This is a genomic window from Paenochrobactrum glaciei, assembly GCF_039522165.1.
In the GTDB taxonomy this organism is placed as follows: domain Bacteria; phylum Pseudomonadota; class Alphaproteobacteria; order Rhizobiales; family Rhizobiaceae; genus Paenochrobactrum; species Paenochrobactrum glaciei.
In genome coordinates this window covers 914,937-934,156 of sequence record NZ_BAAADE010000001.1, presented here as the reverse complement: position 1 = coordinate 934,156, position 19,220 = coordinate 914,937, and the positions used below count along the sequence as shown (strand labels likewise).

The following is a 19,220-nucleotide window of genomic DNA, read 5'->3' as shown; positions in this document are numbered from 1 at the left end:
TTGCAAGCTATAAAGCAACCAGATGAGCGGGCGGATGCCCACGCGTTTATATAAACCGCATACAGCTGTTGTCAGAAGCGCCACCGGTATCAAAGAGCCGGAGGAATGCTTAAGCTTAAAGGCTGATGGTCAGACGTCATGCCTGATGCGTTGATGACAAAGCTATGGGCGATAATGCTTCTGCTATGACTCCTTTCTGCTTTGGTCAGTTATCATCATCTAATCATCTCCTTTGATGGCAGGGTTATTTATGCTTTATGCGTGCGCAAAGGCGGCAGTAGAGCGTTTTGAAAGAAAGCGCACATATGTTTCTGCTCATAAATGGCAGTGTTGATATGGTGCTCTAACCCGCCAGTTTTGCGATTATGATGTAATAAAAAAGGATGCCTGCTCTTGAGATTGACATTATATAGCTCCGTCATTTGAAAATCTTTTAAATAAAATATGTTTGAAAATTACGTTTAACCGGACTGAAAAACTCTTGAGATTACGCCTCTAGTTATAGCTTTGTTTGTCTCTGTTTGGAATCCCGATTCCTTGCTTGAAAAATAGATAAAGACAGAAAGAGCATAAATTGTTTTTCACCTGTTTCAGCTTACTTCAGTAAAGCATTTCGGACGGGCATCTGTGCGGAACAGTGGCTGGTGCGATTCGTCTTCAAGGATAAGACCAATAAAAAATGCCGCCGGATCGCTCAGGCGGCATTCTTTAATTAATAACTGACTTGCAGATTAAGAAGCCAGATCACGCAGAACGGTTTGCAAGATGCCGCCGTTCTTCATGTAGTCGATTTCATCAAGTGTATCGATACGGCAGATCAATGGAACCTGCTTTACGCTGCCATCAGCAAAAGTGATGGTGGCGTTGATAACCTGACGCGGGCGTACATTTTCCAAGCCTTCAATGGTGACGACTTCGTCGCCCTTGAGGCCGAGAGACTGCCAGCTGGTGCCGTCTTCAAACACGAATGGCACGATACCCATACCAACGAGGTTGGAGCGGTGAATACGCTCGAAAGACTGCGCAATCACGGCCTTAACGCCGAGCAGGTTGGTGCCCTTGGCAGCCCAGTCACGCGATGAACCGTTACCATATTCCACACCGGCAAACACAACCAATGGAACGCCTTCATCTTTATACTGCATTGCTGCATCATAAATGGAGGTTTCTTCCTTGGATGGGTAATGGATGGTGTAACCGCCTTCGCGGCCGTTTTCACCCAGCATATGGTTGCGGATACGGATATTGGCAAATGTGCCACGCATCATTACTTCGTGGTTACCACGACGTGTACCGTACTGGTTGAAGTCTGCAACAGCTACGCCGTTGTCGAGCAGATATTTACCAGCTGGTGACTGAGCCTTGATCGAACCGGCCGGGGAGATGTGGTCAGTGGTGATCTTGTCGCCGAAGAGACCGAGAACACGTGCGCCTTTAACATCATTGATCTTACCGGCAGATTTGCCCATGCCAACAAAGTATGGCGGGTTCTGCACATAGGTGGACTTGTCATCCCAGGCATAGGTTTGACCAGCCGGAACCTGAACTGCCTGCCAGTTTTCGTCGCCCTTGAATACGTCCGCATATTTCTCAGAGAAGATTTTGCGGGTTACGTTCTTAGCGATGAATTCCTGAATTTCGGCAGATGAAGGCCAGATATCACGAAGATAAACCGGATTGCCGTTCTGGTCTTCGCCCAGAGGCTCTTTGGTCAGATCTTTGGTGACTGTACCTGCCAGCGCGTGTGCAACAACCAGTGGCGGGGAAGCCAGATAGTTTGCCTGTACGTCTGGAGATACGCGGCCTTCAAAGTTACGGTTACCCGACAGTACGGCAGCCGCAATCAGACCCTTTTCATTGATGGTCTTGGAAATTGCAGCAGGCAGCGGACCAGAGTTACCGATACAAGTGGTGCAACCAAAGCCGACAAGGTTGAAGCCGAGTGCATCGAGGTCTTTTTGTAAGCCCGCATTTTCGAGGTAAGCAGCAACCACCTGAGAGCCAGGAGCCAGCGAGGTTTTAACCCAAGGCTTGGTTTTTAAGCCCTTGGCAACTGCGTTGCGTGCGAGAAGACCGGCAGCAATAAGAACACTTGGGTTGGATGTGTTGGTGCAGGAGGTAATTGCAGCAATCGCAACATCACCATGACCGAGATCATAATCTTCACCTTCTACAGCGTAGCGGGCATCCTGACCTGAGGTTTTCTTGTATTCGGCTTCCAGTGCAGTGGCAAAGCCGGATGCAATATTTTCAAGCGGAATACGGCCTTCAGGACGCTTAGGACCAGCCATCGAAGGAACAACATCGCCCATGTCCAGCTCAAGAATGTCGGTAAATACAGGATCTTCCGAACCTGCTTCACGCCACATGCCCTGTGCGCGGGAGTAAGCTTCAACCAGAGCCATACGTTCTTCTGTACGGCCGGTGGTGTTCATGTAGTTGAGGGTTTCTTTGTCCACAGGGAAGAAACCACAGGTCGCACCATATTCAGGGCCCATATTGGCAATGGTGGCGCGATCGGCAAGGGTCATATTGTCGAGACCAGGGCCGAAGAATTCAACGAACTTACCGACAACGCCTTTTTTACGCAGCATCTGTGTAACGGTCAGCACCAAGTCAGTTGCAGTAATGCCTTCTTTGACCTTACCGGTCAGCTTGAAGCCGATAACTTCCGGCAACAGCATGGAAACCGGCTGGCCGAGCATGGCAGCTTCAGCTTCAATACCGCCAACACCCCAGCCCAGAACGCCAAGGCCGTTGACCATGGTGGTGTGACTGTCGGTACCAACGCATGTGTCAGGATAAGCAACGGTGACACCGTCTTCTTCCTTGGTCCATACGGTCTGCGCCAGATATTCAAGGTTTACCTGATGGCAGATACCGGTGCCAGGAGGCACAACGCGGAAGTTCTGGAATGCCTGCTGACCCCATTTGAGGAAGCGGTAGCGTTCGCCGTTGCGTTCATATTCGAGATCAACGTTACGCTTGAATGCGTTTGGATTGCCAAACTCGTCAACGATGACAGAGTGGTCAATCACGAGGTCAACCGGCACGAGCGGATTGATCTTTTCAGGGTCGCCGCCGAGCGAAACCATTGCATCGCGCATGGCAGCCAGATCAACAACGGCCGGAACGCCGGTGAAATCCTGCATCAAAACGCGTGCCGGACGATAAGCGATTTCGGCGCCGGCTGTACCGCGGTCGGTCAGCCATTTGGCAACATTTTCAATGTCTGTTTTTTTGACAGAGCGGCCGTCTTCAAAACGAAGCAGGTTTTCAAGCAATACTTTCATGGAGAAAGGCAGCTTGGAAATACCAGTCAGTCCGTTTTTCTCAGCTTCGGTCAGGCTGTAATAGACATAGTCCTTGCCCCCTGCTTGCAAGGTTTTGCGGCATTTAAAACTGTCGATTTGCGACACGATGTTCGTCCTTCATGCTACTGGCCGGAAAACCAGGACGAACGCCAAGGCTTGCGTTTCAAGGACGCTGCTCAAGGTGCGGGTGCAGTCATTTCCGCTGTCCGTCCCGACCTGTGCTGTTTTAGCATCAAGCTTTTGAGATCGGCCAAAATTCGTTTCCACACCGACCGCTGGCATGGTAGCTGCTATATAGAGAGTTTTTTAAAACGATTCTAGATAGATATTATGATTATTGGCTGGTTGCGGCGAAATGTTGCGATGCACTATATTTAATCGGTTCGTAATCGCAGATGCAGGGTTTTCGGAGGTGAAATGCGGGTTGTTGTGACGGATTTAGCCGCAGAACGCGGCGGTCAGCATGTTTTTAGCGGCCTTTTTTTCAGCCTTGAACAGGGTAACGCTTTGGTGATCACCGGCGAAAATGGTTCCGGTAAATCCACATTGCTGCGAATCATCTGTGGGCTGCTTGAGCCGGTGCGCGGATTCATCCGGCTGGAAAGCGGTGAAGGTCTGTTGGATTTGCAATCTTCATTGCATTATCTTGGCCATCAAAATGCGATGAAGCCAAGTCTGACCGTGCGTGAGAATTTGCAATATTGGCGTACCTTCAATGGTAATCCGCATATCGAAATTGATGATGCGCTGGAACAGGTTGGCTTGATCGGTATCGATCATTTGCCGTTTGGGTATCTGTCGACTGGGCAAAAGCGCCGTGTTTCGATTGCCAAACTGCTGGTAAGCTATCGCCCGATCTGGGTGGTGGATGAGCCAACAGCCGGTCTTGATGAGGCATCTGAGAAGCGCTTTGCCAATCTGATGAAAGCACATCTGGCTGAAGGCGGCATGATTATTGCCGCTACCCACATTCCGCTTGGCCTTGAAGGCGCACAAAGAATTGATCTTGGTGCATATCAAACGGAAAGCGCGGATTAATGCTGGCACTTTTTATCCGTGATTTTCGCCTGAGCCTGCGTGCAGGCGGCGGCGCTTTGATCGGAATCCTGTTTTTTCTGGCGGTGATCGCGGTGATGCCTTTTGGTGTCGGCCCTGATCTTAACCTGCTGGCACGTATCGGCCCTGCTATGTTGTGGATCGGTGCATTGCTTGCGGTTTTGCTGGGGCTTGACCGGTTGTTTCAGGTGGATCGTGAAGACGGCTCGATTGATCTGATGATCATGGCCTCGCACACCCATATGTTGCCGCTGCTGGTTTTTACCAAAAGTCTGGCGCATTGGACGGGCAGTGTTTTGCCGTTGGTGGTGGCAAGTCCGCTGCTGGGTCTGTTCATGAATATGAATGAAGTGTCGATTGGTGCAACGGCTTTGACCCTGCTTGTCGGCACCCCTGCAATCACCTTTGTGGGGGCAGTTGGTGCTGCCTTAGCAGTGGCACTTCCGCGCGGGGGGCTGCTTGTCTCGGTGATTGTGTTGCCTTTAACCATCCCTGTGCTTATTTTCGGGGTTTCTGCTTCTTATGGCGCAACGGTTGAAGGTTCACCATTTCTGGCACCTTTGTTGATCCTGATTGCAATCACGCTGTTTTTTGCAGTTATCGGTCCGATCGCGGCGGCTTCTGCGCTGAAGAATGCAACAGATTAAAGAAACTAAACCGGATGAATTGAAGCGATCTGACTAAATAAGCGCAGACTGCGGCGAAAATGATGATTTGCGGGAAGCCGGTAGCAGTATACTGCACGTATATGAGCAACAGAGCATGTAGCAAAAAAACATCATATGCAGAGCAGGGTGGCGCATTTGCAGGCAGGTGTTGAAGATTTGACCGGCGAGGCTATGTAGGTTTAATGAGCAATAAATTCTTTCTTTCTCGCTGGATTGATCTGGCTAATCCAACGCGGTTTTTGTGGCTGGCCGGCCTGTTGCTGCCGTGGATGGCTGCGCTTTCGGCCGTGTTGCTGGTGGTTGGCCTTTATATGGTCTATGGCTCGCCGGAAGATTATCAGCAGGGCATCACTGTCTGGATTATGTATATCCATGTGCCTTTCGCATGGTTGTCGATGATGTGCTATTCGGTCATGGCGATGTCGGCGCTCGGCACGCTTGTCTGGCGGCATCCGCTGGCTGATGTGTCTGCCCGTGCGGCGGCGCCAATCGGTGCTGCATTCACCGCGCTTGCGCTTCTGACCGGCTCCTTATGGGGCAAGCCGATGTGGGGCACCTGGTGGGTGTGGGACGCACGTCTGACCTCTGTTTTCATATTGTTTTTGATGTATCTCGGCGTGATTGCTTTGAGCCGCGCCATTGATGATCCGTCAAAATCGGCGCGTGCTGCGGCTGTGCTCATTCTGATCGGCTTCATCAATATCCCGATTATCAAATTCTCGGTCGACTGGTGGAATACATTGCATCAGCCAGCTTCCGTTATCCGCATGGGCGGCTCGACGATTGATCCGTCGATGCTTTATCCTTTGTTGGTGATGGCCGCTGGTTTTACCACCTTGTTTTTCACACTGCATCTGATGGCGATGCGCAATGAAATCTGGCGCCGCCGTGTGGCTGCCATGCGAAAAATGGCAGCACGTAATGCCGATGCACGCCCTGCAAGATCGCAAGCTGCGCCACAAGTCGCGCCGCAAGCAACAGATGTGTGAGAGGAAGCATAGATCATGACCCATATTACTTATGTCGTCGCTTCTTATGTGATTTCCGCTTTGGTTCTGACCGGCATGATTACATGGATTTTGCTTGATCAGCGCGCACAGCGCAGTGAATTGCAGCGTCTGGAAGCGCAAGGTGTGCGCCGCCGTTCCCGCCGCACCCAAGAAGATGGCGCAGGAAATAATAATGACTGAGCAAAAACGGCCTGAAACACAAGCGCAATCTGCGGGCTCCAAACGCGTGATCATGGCTTTGCTGCCATTGATTATCTTTGCCAGCTTGGCCGGTGTTTTTGCCTATCAATTATTGTCGGGCAAAGATGCATCCACCATTCCGTCAGCTTTGATTGGCAAGCAGGCACCTGCAACTGAACTTCCGCCTTTGGAAGGTTTGGTGCGTGATGGTGTGCAATTACCGGGCATCACCAGTGCCGATTTTAAAGGCCAGCTGACCTTGCTTAATGTCTGGGCATCATGGTGTGCGCCTTGTCGTCAGGAGCATCCGGTGTTTATGGAGCTGGCGAAAGATAAGCGCATCAAGATTGTTGGCCTGAATTATAAAGACCAGCCGGAAAATGCCCGCCGCTTTTTGGGTGATCTGGGCAATCCTTATGCCGCTGTCGGTACAGATCAGGCCGGACGCTCAACTATTAACTGGGGCGTTTATGGTGTGCCGGAAACATTCCTCATCGGCCCTGATGGGGCTATTTTATATAAGCATGTGGGGCCTGTGACGCCGAAGGCGGTGGTGGAAGAAATCCTGCCATTGGTTGAAAAGCATACGGCTTCTTAAAATTTTCATTTTTAAGCCTATAAAAAAAGCGCAGTGCCAAGTGGCACTGCGCTTTTTTTGATTATATCTGCTGGCGCTTATTCAGGCACAACGCGCACAGCACCTTTAGCCGCACTGGTGGTCATGGCTGCATAAGCACGCAGAGCCGCACTGACTTTACGCTTGCGGTTTTCAACCGGCTTCCAGCCTTTAGCTTCCATCGCAATACGGCGTTCTGCCAAAACGGCATCAGCAACATCCAGATGGATGATACGGTTTGGAATGTCGATATTGATGATATCGCCTTCTTCAACCAGACCAATGGTGCCGCCTTCTGCCGCTTCCGGTGAAACGTGACCAATGGAAAGACCCGAAGAGCCACCAGAGAAGCGACCATCCGTGACAAGCGCACAGGCTTTGCCTAGGCCTTTCGACTTCAGATAGCTGGTCGGGTAGAGCATTTCCTGCATGCCAGGGCCGCCGCGCGGGCCTTCATAACGGATGAGGACGATATCGCCTTCTTTGATCTTGCCGTTGAGAATGCCGAGAACCGCACTGTCCTGACTTTCAAAAATGCGTGCAGGGCCTGAGAAGGTCAGGATGCTGTCATCAACACCGGCTGTTTTAACAATGCAGCCGTCTTCGGCCAGATTGCCATAAAGCACGGCCAGACCACCGTCTTGCGAGAAGGCATGTTCTTTGTTGCGGATCACGCCATTGTCACGGTCGCTGTCGACACTGTCGAAGCGGCGTGACTGGCTGAAGGCAACCTGTGTCGGTACACCGCCCGGTGCAGCACGGAAGAAATTGTGCACGCTTTCGTCATTGGTGCGTTTGATGTCCCATTTATCAAGCGCATCTTTCAAAGATTTGGCGTGAACGGAACCAACCGATGTATCGAGAAGACCGGCGCGATCCAATTCGCCCAAAATGCCCATGATGCCACCGGCACGATGCACGTCTTCCATGTGAACATCAGGCACAGCAGGTGCTACTTTACACAAGACCGGCACATGGCGTGACAACTGATCAATATGGCTCATATTGAAGTCAAGCTCTGCTTCGTGCGCTGCTGCCAGCAAGTGCAGTACGGTGTTGGTCGAGCCGCCCATCGCCACATCAAGGGTCATGGCGTTTTTGAAAGCCTCAAAATTGGCAATGGCGCGCGGCAGAACGGATGCATCATCCTGTTCATAATAGCGGCGTGCCAGATCAACCACCAGACGGCCTGCTTCAAGGAACAGACGTTCACGATCGGCGTGGGTTGCAAGAGTGGAACCATTGCCCGGCAGTGAGAGGCCAAGCGCTTCGGTCAGGCAGTTCATTGAGTTGGCGGTAAACATGCCGGAGCAGGAGCCGCAGGTCGGGCAAGCCGAGCGTTCAATCGCTGCCACTTGTTCGTCGCTGTAATTGTCGTCGGCTGCTGCAACCATGGCATCAACCAGATCGAGGCTTTTTTCGACGTCATCCCAGATAACTTTACCAGCTTCCATCGGGCCGCCGGAAACGAACACAACAGGGATATTGAGGCGCAATGAAGCCATCAACATGCCCGGAGTGATCTTGTCACAGTTGGAAATGCACACCATCGCATCGGCGCAATGGGCATTGACCATATATTCAACCGAGTCTGCGATGATTTCACGTGATGGCAGCGAATAGAGCATACCATCGTGCCCCATAGCGATACCGTCATCAACCGCAATGGTGTTGAATTCTTTGGCGACGCCACCGGCGCGTTCAATCTCGCGCGCAACCAGCTGTCCCATATCTTTCAGGTGAACGTGACCCGGCACAAACTGGGTGAACGAGTTGACTACCGCAATAATTGGTTTGCCGAAATCCTCATCTTTCATGCCGGTGGCGCGCCAGAGGCCGCGTGCACCAGCCATATTACGGCCGTGGGTGGTAGTGCGCGAACGATAAGGAGGCATTCTGAGTCCTTCACGAATTCAAGTTAACTTGTCATATTATTTCAAAAATAATGCGACATTGGTTATAATATAAGGTGCTTATTGCAATTCTTCATCCCCGACTGCAAGAGCCGGAACGAAAAGAGTGCAATAATTTTGTTATTTTTATTACAGAACCGCCCGCACGGGGCAAAGGACAAATTGCCCCAGCGAGAGGTTCGTTAATGTTCACAATCATGACTGAACGAAGCAAGTTTAATATGGGGTGCTTCGTTCGGCCTTCGGACGGAAAACCGTTAAAAGCCTCCGGTGTGACTTAACACAATTTCAAGTTTAAAATTTAAGTCATTCCAGAAGTGGTCATGCTGTGCATGTAACTTTCTGATCCGGTGGTGCGACCAAAGATAAACCAATGCATAGGAAGGATGCGGTTTATTCAGTCATCGGAAGAGAAAGATGTCGCGCCAAAAATATACGCCGACAAAATATTGTTAGCATATTAAATTTAAAATTTAAAGAGGATTGATCGCGGTGTGGATAGCGTCCGCTGCCTTTGAAAGGGCTGTTATGATCACGTCTGCGTCAAATGGCGGGTCATTTGCCATGCATGGTGCTGGATATGGCGATTGATGAAATCAGAATGCGTTCATCAAGGCGCGGGTCAAAACGGCATGGGGAATGGGCTTTTGAAAGAAGGAAAGACTTGGGTGGCGTTTGGTCATTTCTTTAGGCAGACCAGCACTGCTATAAACAATGACAAAAATACCATGCGCTCGAAGCCGTTCCAAAACAGGCCAGACATCGCCATCTCTTAAATTCACGTCTAATATGGCTGCATGGATGGTATTATGTTCAATCAGGTCCAGTGCATCCTGCACTGAACTGCAAGGGCCAAGGACTGTTCCACCTGCGTCTTCAACTGTTGCCGCAACATCTATTGCGGTCATCACTTCATCTTCGACGATAAGTATACTTAAGTCCTGAAGCGTATTGGGCATTTTTAGCCTGCCTGATTGAAAACCGGTGAATCCTTATTCGTCATATCCCGTATCGTATGCCTTTAACTGCACCAAGCGACTGTCAATTCGTGCAGTTAAAAGCAATATAAGTCCAAGTAATATTTATAGTGTTAAAGCTACACTATAACATTATTATCGGCAAGTTGTTTAAAAAGCGGTAAATGTCAGTGTTGTCAGGGATCTGACAATATCTGGAATGTTAAGAACATTGTCATTGATAAACTTGCCGATATCATCTTCTTCTTTGATGTAGATCTTGATCAGTAAATCAAACTCACCGCTGGTGGAATAAAGCTCGGAAGCAATCTCGCGGCGAAACAGTTCTTCTGCAACCTGATAGGTTTTCCCCGGCGTGCATTGCAGCTGTAAAAAAACTGGTTTCATCATGTGGCTCCGTTGCGTTGACTGTTAATAGGCGTGCGATCTTTTACTGTAAAATCATCGGATTACAATGTGCTTTTGGCACATCTTCACATACGCTTGTGATCAATCTGTGATTACGTTATACATGGCCTGTTCGAATATGACCATCTGGAAGAGATCGGGAAAACCGACGCCGACGGAGCAACCACCCCGGAAACTCTCAGGCAAAAGGACCAGACGGTTGGAGAACATCTGGAGAGAGGCACACAGGCACGAGGGATAAGCCTTGTAAGCCCACCGAAGGAGAAAGTCTTTTCGCCTTTTATTTGAAGGCAGAAACGTTGAGCACGGGTGATTCAACATCCGGCCGCGTGGAAAGGTCAAGCTCTCAGGTTCCATGACAGATGGGGTTTCATGTTCTCTGGCCATGTTATGGCAGAGGATTGGGTGGAACCTTTGTTTGTGGGATTTACATGTCACATATTGCAATTATTGGCGCCGGTATTACCGGCATTACGACCGCTTATGCTTTGTTGAAACAGGGGCATGAGGTAACGGTCTTTGACCGCAACCGTTATGCTGCGATGGAAACATCCTTTGCCAATGGCGGACAGCTTTCTGCATCCAATGCGGAAGTTTGGAATAATTGGGGTACGGTTCTCAAGGGGCTCAAATGGATTTTGCGCAAAGACGCGCCATTGCTGATGAACCCGAAACCATCATGGCATAAATATTCCTGGCTGACGGAATTTATGCTTAATATCCCGAAATATCAGAACAATACTGTTGCAACTGCCAAGCTTGCTATTGAAGCCCGTGAGCATCTCTACCGGATTGCAGAAGAAGAGGGCATCAACTTTGATCTGGAGAAGCGCGGTATTCTGCATGTTTATCGTAACGAAGCCGGTTATCGCCATGCGGAAAAGGTCAATGAGCTGCTGACCAGAGCTGGACTGGATCGCAGAGCCGTTTCACCGGAAGAGGCAAGGCAGATCGAACCTGCACTTACCGGTTCACTATATGGCGGCTTCTTTACGCCGTCTGATGCCACCGGCGATATTCACAAGTTTACCCGCGGTCTTGCCGATGCTGCGATGCGCAAGGGGTTGAATTTCATTGGCGATGCGGATGTCGAGAACCTGTCGCACACCGGCAATGGCATTAAAATCAGCTGGCGCAGCAATTCCTGCCCGGAAAAATCCGATGGTGAAAAAGCGCAATTTGATGCGGTGGTGATTTGTGCCGGTATTGGCAGCAGACGCTTTGCATCCATGCTGGGCGACAGGGTCAATATTTATCCGGTCAAAGGCTATTCCATCACGATCAATCTTGACAGTGAGCAGTGCCAAAAGGCTGCTCCTTGGGTGAGCTTGCTTGATGATGATGCTAAAATTGTCACCAGCCGTTTAGGGCTTAACCGTTTACGTGTTGCAGGAACAGCAGAATATAATGGTGATAATCGCGATATTCGTCATGATCGTATCCGCCCGCTGGTGGAGTGGAGCCGTGGCTTTTTCCCAGGTATGAGTACGTCTAACGTGGTGCCTTGGGCAGGTTTGCGCCCGATGATGCCGGATATGATGCCGCGTGTCGGGGTAGGCAGTAAATCGCGTGTATTTTATAATACAGGCCATGGGCATCTGGGCTGGACATTATCGGCGGTAACCGCCGAGATGATCACACAGCAGATTTGCACAGCTTTTCCTGTCGGTGAAAGAGAAAAACAAGCAGCATAACAGCCGGTGTTTTTCACATTATTACGGCTTTATCTTTAGATACTGATTATCTTTTAAGATAAGAAATAAACTGGTTACAAACAGTTTATGTTGCGATAAAGTTCCTGCGCTTTCTTAAACCTTTGGGGAGGTTGGAAAGCGCAGAGAATCTTTAAACGTCGCTTCATGATTACGGCCTGTTTCATCTCTGTTTATTGGAGTGCATTCGGTTTTTAGCTGCATACAGGCAGAGCCACAGATGGGGGAGGGCGAACTGCGCTATGAAATTTGCATTGCCGTCAGTTCTGTTGCTCGTCTCACTGTTTTTGTGCAGCGTCTGGTTCTATTCGCGTGAACGGAAATATTTGCTGATCTGTGCATCAGGTTTTTTTCTAATCTGTATTGCTGCGATCATCCAAACCGTTGAAATTATTCCTTTTAATGGCGGCAGCTCTGTTTCGAGCGCATTTTTTTATGTGCTAGGAAGTCAGCTTATTAATGGTGGCGTGCTTTATCGTTCGGCTAAGGCTGTCAATATTTATCTTTATGGGCTGAGCCTGTTGCTGATCGTCAGCGGCATTATTTATTTTTATTATTTTGACAACAATTTATATGCGAGAATTTATTTGGTTAATTTTGGTATGGCTGCTTTCTTTTTGATTGCCGTTTTCCGGTTACGCAAACTGGTATGGGAAACAAATGCTGACCGTATTTTACTTGGCTGTTTGTTTCTGGTCGGGATGCATTTCTTTCCCAAAGTGTTGATGACGGATAATACCGTTAACAAGGTCATGCATGGGGCTGCTTATCTTGATAGTTCTTATTGGGATGCAACCTCGTTCTGGTCAGCTATTTTAGGGATGATTTTAGGTGTGATGATCATCCTGTCGGTCGGTATGGAAGTGATTGCTCTCCTGACCCGTGACCGCGACACGGATGTGCTCACCGGCTTGTTAAACCGCCGCGGCCTGATGAACCGCCTGAATATGATTTCGGAAGAAAAACGTATTCGTACCGACAGTATTATCATGTGTGACATTGATTATTTTAAAAGCATTAATGACACATATGGCCATGCGGTAGGCGATAAGGTGCTTAAACAATTTGCCGGTATTCTGGCAGGTCCTATTGGTGAGCGGGACTTGGCGGTGCGGCTTGGCGGCGAAGAATTTGTGCTGATTTTACATCAGAAAAGCGTCGAGCAAGCCTATATTCTGATTGAGCGATTGCGTAATGAAATCGAAGAGACATTCTTTGATGGTCTTGATGATACGCATATTCTGACCTGTAGTTTCGGTATTACCAAGTTGCATCATCAGGAAGACATCTGGGCGGTGATTGAGCGCGCTGACAAGCATTTATACAAAGCCAAAAACGAAGGCCGCAATCGTATTCATGCCGAAGAAGCGAAAGTTCCTTTTAACTATTCCGCATGAAAATAAGCGTTTTGCGACGCTTTCCTGTTCGCAAGGGTAAATTTCATTTTTCAATGCCTTGCACCCTGTGGCTAAATTGATTTTAATAGGGGTTCGCTCCTTTTCCGTTCTTCTGACAGGCCGGATGACTATTTTATTTTACGGATTTTGACTGAAAAGAGCCTGATGAAACTGCTTAAACTATTAATTGTTGGCGCTGTATTTTGTGCAATGCCGGCAAATGCCATGACAGCGCTGGAAATTGCCCAGTTGAAAAAACTGGATCCGGCGACACGCCTTGAACAGCGCTGTGATGTTGAAGCGATGGAAGTGATAAACCGCTCCGAGCCTGGTTTTAGTCCTGATAAAGTACTGGCCTATGCTTTTTCTGAGCCGTCGATCAAACCGCAATCCATTGTTGCCAAAGGGGCAGCGTTGCGCAGCCGTAATCAATGGTACCGCCTTTCTTACAGTTGCAAAACCGATACGGACCGGATGACGATCCTGTCATTCAAATATAAATTGGGTGATATTGTTCCCCATGACCAGTGGGACGCCCATTATCTGGTGCCGTGACATTTAAAAAAAGCCGCTTGAAAGTTCAATTTCAGGCGGCTTTTTATTAAGATGCGTGACGCTTAATTGCTTTCGTCTTCGCTCAAATCATCAGCACGGCATTGCGTGAGTAAAGTCTGCTCTTTAGCGCTGTCGTCGGCTTCAAGAAATGAAAGCACGGCTTCACCGGCTTTTTCGTGCCAGCGATAGCTGTCCTGCTCATCAATGGCGACATAAAGTGCGCCACTGCCGCTTGTTGCCTGGGTCATAGAAACCTGTTTGCCATCAACATTGATCACCGCAAAGGATGTGCCTGCGGCTGTGTTGATATAGGTGACGGGAATGACGATGTTCCGCTCACAATAATAGTCAATCTTTTGAATAGTGTCGCCACCGGCTGGCTGTGCCAGTGCTGCACCTGCCTGCAAGAGAAGACCGGCACTTACTGTCATTAAGGCTAATGATTTCATCATCTAAACTCCGTTCATATTCGGGTAGTTAAAGATAGATTGATGGCGTGAATTAGGAAAGAGGCAAACATAAATAATAAATCAAAGCTATGAATATTGCGGCTGACTTTTTTATGCCGCGAACTTGCTTTAAAAGGACCCACGAAAAAGTGATCTTATATGCTTCTTGGGTCTTGATGGGCTGCGTTGCAACCCAGATCATTTTTCATAAATCCGGTTGATGTCATTTTTGAAATATAGAGAAAAAATGTCAAAGTTTGCATGTTTAAGCATTGTTTTAGTCATTCTTTATGGTTGTGCAGGTGTTGATTACACACAGAAAAACTATGCCGGATTACCTGCAACCGATTTTAAGACCGAAGACGGGCGCAGCTATCGTATCGTTGAAAATCGCGAGCAGAAGAAAATCCTGATCGGCCCGTCGATTGACCCTTCCGCTTCGCGCAGTTTTGTCAAAGGGCTGGCGCTTGGCAGTGGCATTGATCCGGTTTCACCCGTTGTGGTGCGCGATGCGGCCGAGGCTTATTTGAACTCGAGTAACCGACGTTGCGAGAGCCGCGATGTCACGCTGATTGTCGATCCCTATTATGAAGTGCGCTATGCGTGCGGCTTTGCGGTGACACGGCGTAAGAGCGTATTTTAAGCAGGCTTAAAATTGCGGTTGATTTTTTAGTATAGCTGTGGGGGACACGGCCTGCTACATTGGGCAGGTTGAGGAGGCGTGCGGGAAATCTATTTTCCTTGACGTGTGGCTGGAGGTTTTATTTTCTTAGATCATGATGTTTTAGGTGGTGTTCATAAGTTTTCTTTGCCTCACATTTTGCTAGGCTGAGCATTATTAACCAGATGGAGGCATGCATGAACAAGGTTTTTGTGAGAGTGTTGGCCAGAGATTTTCTGGTATCTGCCTTTCTGGTCAGTGCTGGTATGGCAGCAACAACGGGGATAGCGTCGGCGCAGCAGGTTTTGCTGAATGTATCTTATGATCCGACGCGCGAGCTTTATAAAGAATATAACGCCGCTTTTGCCAAACATTGGAAAGCGGAAACCGGCGAAACAATAACACTCCGCACATCGCATGGTGGCTCAGGTGCGCAGGCGCGCTCCGTGATTGATGGTATTGATGCCGATGTGGTGACGCTGGCTTTGCAAAGCGATATTGATGCGATTGTTGAGCGCACCGGAAAAATTTCTGAAGACTGGCGCACGAAACTGCCGAAAAATTCGGCACCTTATACGTCAACAATCGTGTTTTTAACCCGCAAGGGAAATCCTAAAAATATCAAAAGCTGGGCAGACCTAACCAAAGATGGTGTTGAGGTGATCACGCCAAATCCGAAAACGTCGGGTGGCGCACGCTGGAATTATCTGGCTGCCTGGGGCTGGGCGCATCAGCAATTTGATGGCGATGAAGAGAAAATAAAAGCCTATCTTTCTGAGCTTTTCCGTCATGTGCCGGTGCTGGATACCGGCGCACGGGGGGCGACCACATCATTTGTGCAGCGCCAATTAGGCGATGTGCTGCTAGCATGGGAAAATGAAGCCTATTTGTCGGTGGCAGAATTTGGCGACAATGCTTTTGATATTGTCGTGCCGGAAGTATCTATTCTGGCCGAGCCGCCCGTTGCCGTGGTCGACAAGAATGTCGATGCCAAGGGCACACGCAAATTAGCAGAAAGCTATCTGCAATATCTTTATTCGGCTGAAGGGCAGGCGATTGCCTCCAAGCATTATTACCGGCCATCCTTGCCGGAACTGGTGCCTGAAGGTCAGTTGAAACCCTTGCCTGATTTAAAATTGCTGATCATCGATGATCCGATTTTCGGTGGCTGGAAAAAGGCGCAGCCTTATCATTTTGGTGATGGCGGTACATTTGACCAGATTTACAAGCCGGGCAGATGATCTTGTTTGGTTTCGTGAACATAACTGCTCTCAAAACCAAAAGGTGTGATTGATGTCATCATGGCTCACGCGACCGGGCGGTTTCAATTTTCGTCAACCGAGTGTGTTGCCTGGTTTCAGGCTCACATTTGGCCTGAGCGTTGCTTATCTCACCCTGCTGATCCTCATTCCGCTGGCTGTGCTGGTGCTTTATGCCAGTGGTTTAGGGTGGGCTGGGTTCTGGCGTATCGCAATGGATCAGCGCACGCTTTATGCGCTGCAAACAAGCTTTGGTACGGCCTTTTTGGCCGCACTCATTAATGTTGTTTTTGGCGTGCTGGTAGCGTGGGTGCTGGTGCGCTATCGTTTTCCGGGGCGGCGGCTGGTTGATGCCATTGTCGATCTGCCCTTTGCACTGCCGACTGCGGTTGCAGGGATCGCGCTGACTGCTGTTTATGCGCCTAATGGCTGGATTGGCAGTATCCTGATGCAATTCAATACGCGGGTGGCTTTTACCAAAGCCGGTATTGTGATTGCGCTGGTGTTCATCGGCTTGCCTTTTATTGTGCGCACTGTTCAGCCGATCATGGAAGAGATCAGTCGCGAGGTGGAAGAGGCGGCTGCAACACTTGGTGCCAGCCGTTTCCAAACCATTTGGCGGGTGCTGCTGCCGGGGTTGCAACCGGCAATTTTAACCGGTTTTGCATTGGCATTTGCGCGCGGCGTTGGGGAATACGGATCGGTGATTTTTATTGCCGGCAACACCCCTTATGTGTCGGAAATCGCACCCTTGCTGATCGTCATCAAACTGGAAGAGTTTGATTATCGTGGTGCGGCAGCCATCGGCACTATCATGTTGTTTCTGTCATTTTTGATGTTGTTTATCATCAATCTTTTGCAAAGCTGGAGCAGGAGGAAATATGGCTATCAAAACTGATCAGCACACTCTGCCTGCTGATGATCATGCGGTGAGTGAACAGGGCTGGGTACGCTATAGCCTGATTGCCATTGCCGTGTTGTTTTTAAGCCTGGTACTGATTTTGCCGGTATTGACGGTTTTTATCGAAGCTTTCCGTAAAGGTGTGGCGCAATATTTCGACGCATTTATCGAGCCGGATGCGTGGGCAGCCATCCGCCTGACCTTGCTGGTGGCAGCAATTTCTGTGCCGGTCAATTTGGTGTTTGGAGTGGCGGGTGCATGGGCAATCGCCAAATTCGAGTTTAAAGGCAAAGCTTTCCTGACCACCTTAATCGATCTGCCGTTTTCGGTGTCGCCGGTTATTTCCGGTTTGGTGTTTGTGTTGCTGTTTTCCAGCCAAAGCGTGTTAGGGCCGTGGCTTAAATCTTATGATATCGACATTCTTTTCGCAGTGCCGGGGATTGTATTGGCAACTCTGTTTGTCACATTTCCTTTTGTGGCGCGTGAGCTCATCCCGCTGATGCAGGAGCAGGGCACGGGCGATGAAGAGGCGGCCTTGTCGCTTGGAGCAAGCGCCTGGCAGACCTTTTGGTATGTGACTTTGCCCAATATCAAATGGGGTCTGCTTTATGGCGTGCTCTTGTGTAATGCGCGTGCGATGGGTGAGTTTGGTGCGGTTTCTGTTGTTTCCGGCCATATTCGCGGGCTGACCAACACCATGCCGCTGCATGTGGAAATTCTCTATAATGAATATAATTTTGTCGGCGCTTTTGCGGTGGCATCGCTGCTGACATTGCTGGCACTTTTAACATTGGCACTGAAAGCCTTATTGGAAATGCGCTACAGCGCAGAACTTGCAAGCAATGGCGGCAGGCATTGAGAGGTCGTATTTGATGGATGTGCGCGTTGTTGATGTGAAAAAGCAATTCGGCCAGTTTCCGGCCTTGAATGAGGTTTCACTGGATATTCATTCGGGCGAGCTGATTGCTTTGTTGGGGCCTTCCGGCTCCGGTAAAACCACTTTGCTGCGCTTGATTGCGGGGCTTGAAACACCGTCTGAAGGTACAATTTTTTTGGTGATGAAGATGCCTCGGCCAAAACGGTGCAGGAGCGCAATGTTGGTTTTGTGTTCCAGCATTATGCGCTTTTCCGGCATATGACGGTTGCTGATAATATCGGTTTTGGCCTTAAAGTGCGCACGCGCCATGCGCGTGAAACGAATGGTGAAATTCGTCGTCGCGCCTTGCAATTATTGGATTTTGTCCAGCTCAAAGGTTTGGAAGACCGCTATCCGTCGCAGCTTTCGGGCGGACAGCGCCAGCGCGTTGCTTTGGCGCGTGCCATGGCGATTGAACCAAAACTTTTGCTGCTGGATGAACCCTTTGGTGCATTGGATGCGCAGGTGCGTAAAGAACTGCGCAAATGGCTGCGTGAAATTCATGAAAAAACCGGCCATACGACCGTTTTTGTTACCCATGATCAGGATGAAGCACTGGAACTGGCCGACCGCGTCGTGGTGATGAGCCAAGGCAAAATTGAGCAGGTCGGCACACCGGACGAAGTTTATGACCGCCCGAACTCGCCATTCGTTTATGGCTTTGTCGGCGAGTCCAGCCATCTTTGGGTGAATGTTGAAGACGGGCAGATTGTCATTCAAAATGCTGCAAGCGGCTTGAAGGTGGAAGGCTTCCCTGAGCGCCAAGGGTTGCTTTATTTCCGCCCGCATGATGTGCTGCTGGTTAGTGCTGACGAAGAGGGCATTGACGGCGTGATAGTAAGCAGTCGTCGTGCTGGCAGCAGACGCCGTGTGGAGTTGATGATTGACGATGGTAAGGCGCTGGTGGAAATTGAAGTGCCTGCCGATCAGCCGGAACTGGAAGGAGCGAAACTACGATTTCGCCCACGCGATTGGTCATTGTTTCTGAGCTGAGCCCGACCACAGGCAGATTTATCGGACTTACTTGTATTTTAAGGGCTTTTTATAACACAAGATTAAAAGCCGGAACGAAATGTGCATTGAGAATTGGCCGAATTACGTCACAGCAATAAGCTCTGACGCAATTTGGCCTAATCTTGTTCGCAGACACGGAACTATTCGTCTTTTACTTCGTTATCTCACACTAAAGAGGGGTTTCAAATCTGAGTCTGGTATTGATTAAGGATGC

At 49.4% G+C, this 19,220-nt stretch carries 17 protein-coding genes, 1 pseudogene and 1 riboswitch; of the genes and pseudogenes, 13 read left to right on the top strand and 5 right to left on the bottom strand.

The window, feature by feature from the left end; all coding sequences use genetic code 11:
* Window positions 1-731: 731 nt before the first annotated feature.
* Window positions 732-3,419, bottom strand: coding sequence for an aconitate hydratase AcnA (acnA, locus tag ABDZ76_RS04370; RefSeq protein WP_374844533.1), 2,688 nt, complete (start codon window positions 3,417-3,419; stop codon window positions 732-734).
* A gap of 312 nt (window positions 3,420-3,731) precedes the next feature.
* Here acnA and ccmA point away from each other — a divergent pair, with 312 nt between their 5' ends.
* The 5 genes from ccmA to ABDZ76_RS04345 all read left to right on the top strand — a co-directional run bounded on the left by ccmA (window position 3,732) and on the right by ABDZ76_RS04345 (window position 6,826).
* Window positions 3,732-4,352: a heme ABC exporter ATP-binding protein CcmA gene (gene ccmA, locus ABDZ76_RS04365; protein ID WP_343801819.1), complete on the top strand. Its 621-nt coding sequence runs from the start codon at window positions 3,732-3,734 to the stop codon at window positions 4,350-4,352.
* The gene (ccmB, locus tag ABDZ76_RS04360; RefSeq protein WP_343801816.1) at window positions 4,352-5,017 is read left to right on the top strand and encodes a heme exporter protein CcmB; all 666 of its coding nucleotides are present in this window, start codon (window positions 4,352-4,354) and stop codon (window positions 5,015-5,017) included. The genes ccmA and ccmB overlap by 1 nt, the downstream gene beginning before the upstream one ends.
* A 203-nt stretch (window positions 5,018-5,220) precedes the next feature.
* Window positions 5,221-6,027, top strand: a complete 807-nt coding sequence (locus ABDZ76_RS04355; RefSeq protein ID WP_343801813.1) for a heme ABC transporter permease — start codon at window positions 5,221-5,223, stop codon at window positions 6,025-6,027.
* Window positions 6,028-6,042: 15 nt separating this feature from the next.
* A complete protein-coding gene (gene ccmD / locus ABDZ76_RS04350; RefSeq protein ID WP_374844532.1) occupies window positions 6,043-6,228 on the top strand; it encodes a heme exporter protein CcmD in 186 nt (61 codons plus the stop codon).
* A complete protein-coding gene (locus tag ABDZ76_RS04345; protein WP_343801810.1) occupies window positions 6,221-6,826 on the top strand; it encodes a DsbE family thiol:disulfide interchange protein in 606 nt (201 codons plus the stop codon). Before ccmD ends, ABDZ76_RS04345 begins: the two co-directional genes overlap by 8 nt.
* 77 nt (window positions 6,827-6,903) lie before the next feature.
* Here ABDZ76_RS04345 and ilvD read toward each other — a convergent pair whose 3' ends face one another.
* The 3 genes from ilvD to ABDZ76_RS04330 form a co-directional block, all read right to left on the bottom strand.
* Window positions 6,904-8,739: a dihydroxy-acid dehydratase gene (ilvD, locus tag ABDZ76_RS04340; RefSeq protein ID WP_343801807.1), complete on the bottom strand. Its 1,836-nt coding sequence runs from the start codon at window positions 8,737-8,739 to the stop codon at window positions 6,904-6,906.
* Window positions 8,740-9,353: 614 nt separating this feature from the next.
* Window positions 9,354-9,716 carry a response regulator gene (locus ABDZ76_RS04335; protein ID WP_343801804.1) on the bottom strand — a complete coding sequence of 121 codons (363 nt, stop codon included), beginning with the start codon at window positions 9,714-9,716 and terminating at the stop codon, window positions 9,354-9,356.
* A gap of 168 nt (window positions 9,717-9,884) precedes the next feature.
* Window positions 9,885-10,121 carry an Lrp/AsnC ligand binding domain-containing protein gene (locus ABDZ76_RS04330; RefSeq protein WP_184222405.1) on the bottom strand — a complete coding sequence of 79 codons (237 nt, stop codon included), beginning with the start codon at window positions 10,119-10,121 and terminating at the stop codon, window positions 9,885-9,887.
* Window positions 10,122-10,259: 138 nt separating this feature from the next.
* A riboswitch (glycine riboswitch) is annotated at window positions 10,260-10,346 on the top strand.
* Window positions 10,347-10,573: 227 nt separating this feature from the next.
* Here ABDZ76_RS04330 and ABDZ76_RS04325 point away from each other — a divergent pair.
* From ABDZ76_RS04325 to ABDZ76_RS04315, 3 genes are all read left to right on the top strand, one after another.
* Entirely contained in the window at window positions 10,574-11,836 is a 1,263-nt protein-coding gene (locus ABDZ76_RS04325; RefSeq protein ID WP_343801801.1) for a D-amino acid dehydrogenase, read from the top strand.
* 260 nt (window positions 11,837-12,096) lie between these two features.
* Window positions 12,097-13,251 carry a GGDEF domain-containing protein gene (locus ABDZ76_RS04320; RefSeq protein WP_343801798.1) on the top strand — a complete coding sequence of 385 codons (1,155 nt, stop codon included), beginning with the start codon at window positions 12,097-12,099 and terminating at the stop codon, window positions 13,249-13,251.
* 165 nt (window positions 13,252-13,416) lie between these two features.
* Window positions 13,417-13,806, top strand: a complete 390-nt coding sequence (locus ABDZ76_RS04315) for a DUF930 domain-containing protein (protein WP_343801795.1) — start codon at window positions 13,417-13,419, stop codon at window positions 13,804-13,806.
* A 62-nt stretch (window positions 13,807-13,868) separates the two neighbouring features.
* Here ABDZ76_RS04315 and ABDZ76_RS04310 read toward each other — a convergent pair whose 3' ends face one another.
* Window positions 13,869-14,258 carry an MliC family protein gene (locus ABDZ76_RS04310; RefSeq protein WP_343801792.1) on the bottom strand — a complete coding sequence of 130 codons (390 nt, stop codon included), beginning with the start codon at window positions 14,256-14,258 and terminating at the stop codon, window positions 13,869-13,871.
* Window positions 14,259-14,502: 244 nt separating this feature from the next.
* Here ABDZ76_RS04310 and ABDZ76_RS04305 point away from each other — a divergent pair, with 244 nt between their 5' ends.
* From ABDZ76_RS04305 to ABDZ76_RS04285, 5 genes and pseudogenes are all read left to right on the top strand, one after another.
* Complete coding sequence (locus ABDZ76_RS04305) at window positions 14,503-14,898, top strand: hypothetical protein (protein WP_343801789.1); 396 nt, start codon at window positions 14,503-14,505, stop codon at window positions 14,896-14,898.
* A 284-nt stretch (window positions 14,899-15,182) separates the two neighbouring features.
* Window positions 15,183-16,157, top strand: coding sequence for a sulfate ABC transporter substrate-binding protein (locus ABDZ76_RS04300; protein WP_343803061.1), 975 nt, complete (start codon window positions 15,183-15,185; stop codon window positions 16,155-16,157).
* Window positions 16,158-16,209: 52 nt separating this feature from the next.
* Window positions 16,210-17,073, top strand: coding sequence for a sulfate ABC transporter permease subunit CysT (gene cysT / locus ABDZ76_RS04295; RefSeq protein WP_343801786.1), 864 nt, complete (start codon window positions 16,210-16,212; stop codon window positions 17,071-17,073).
* Window positions 17,057-17,935 carry a sulfate ABC transporter permease subunit CysW gene (gene cysW / locus ABDZ76_RS04290; RefSeq protein WP_343801783.1) on the top strand — a complete coding sequence of 293 codons (879 nt, stop codon included), beginning with the start codon at window positions 17,057-17,059 and terminating at the stop codon, window positions 17,933-17,935. Before cysT ends, cysW begins: the two co-directional genes overlap by 17 nt.
* A 13-nt stretch (window positions 17,936-17,948) precedes the next feature.
* A pseudogene (locus ABDZ76_RS04285) lies at window positions 17,949-18,985 on the top strand (sulfate/molybdate ABC transporter ATP-binding protein).
* Window positions 18,986-19,220 lie beyond the last annotated feature (235 nt).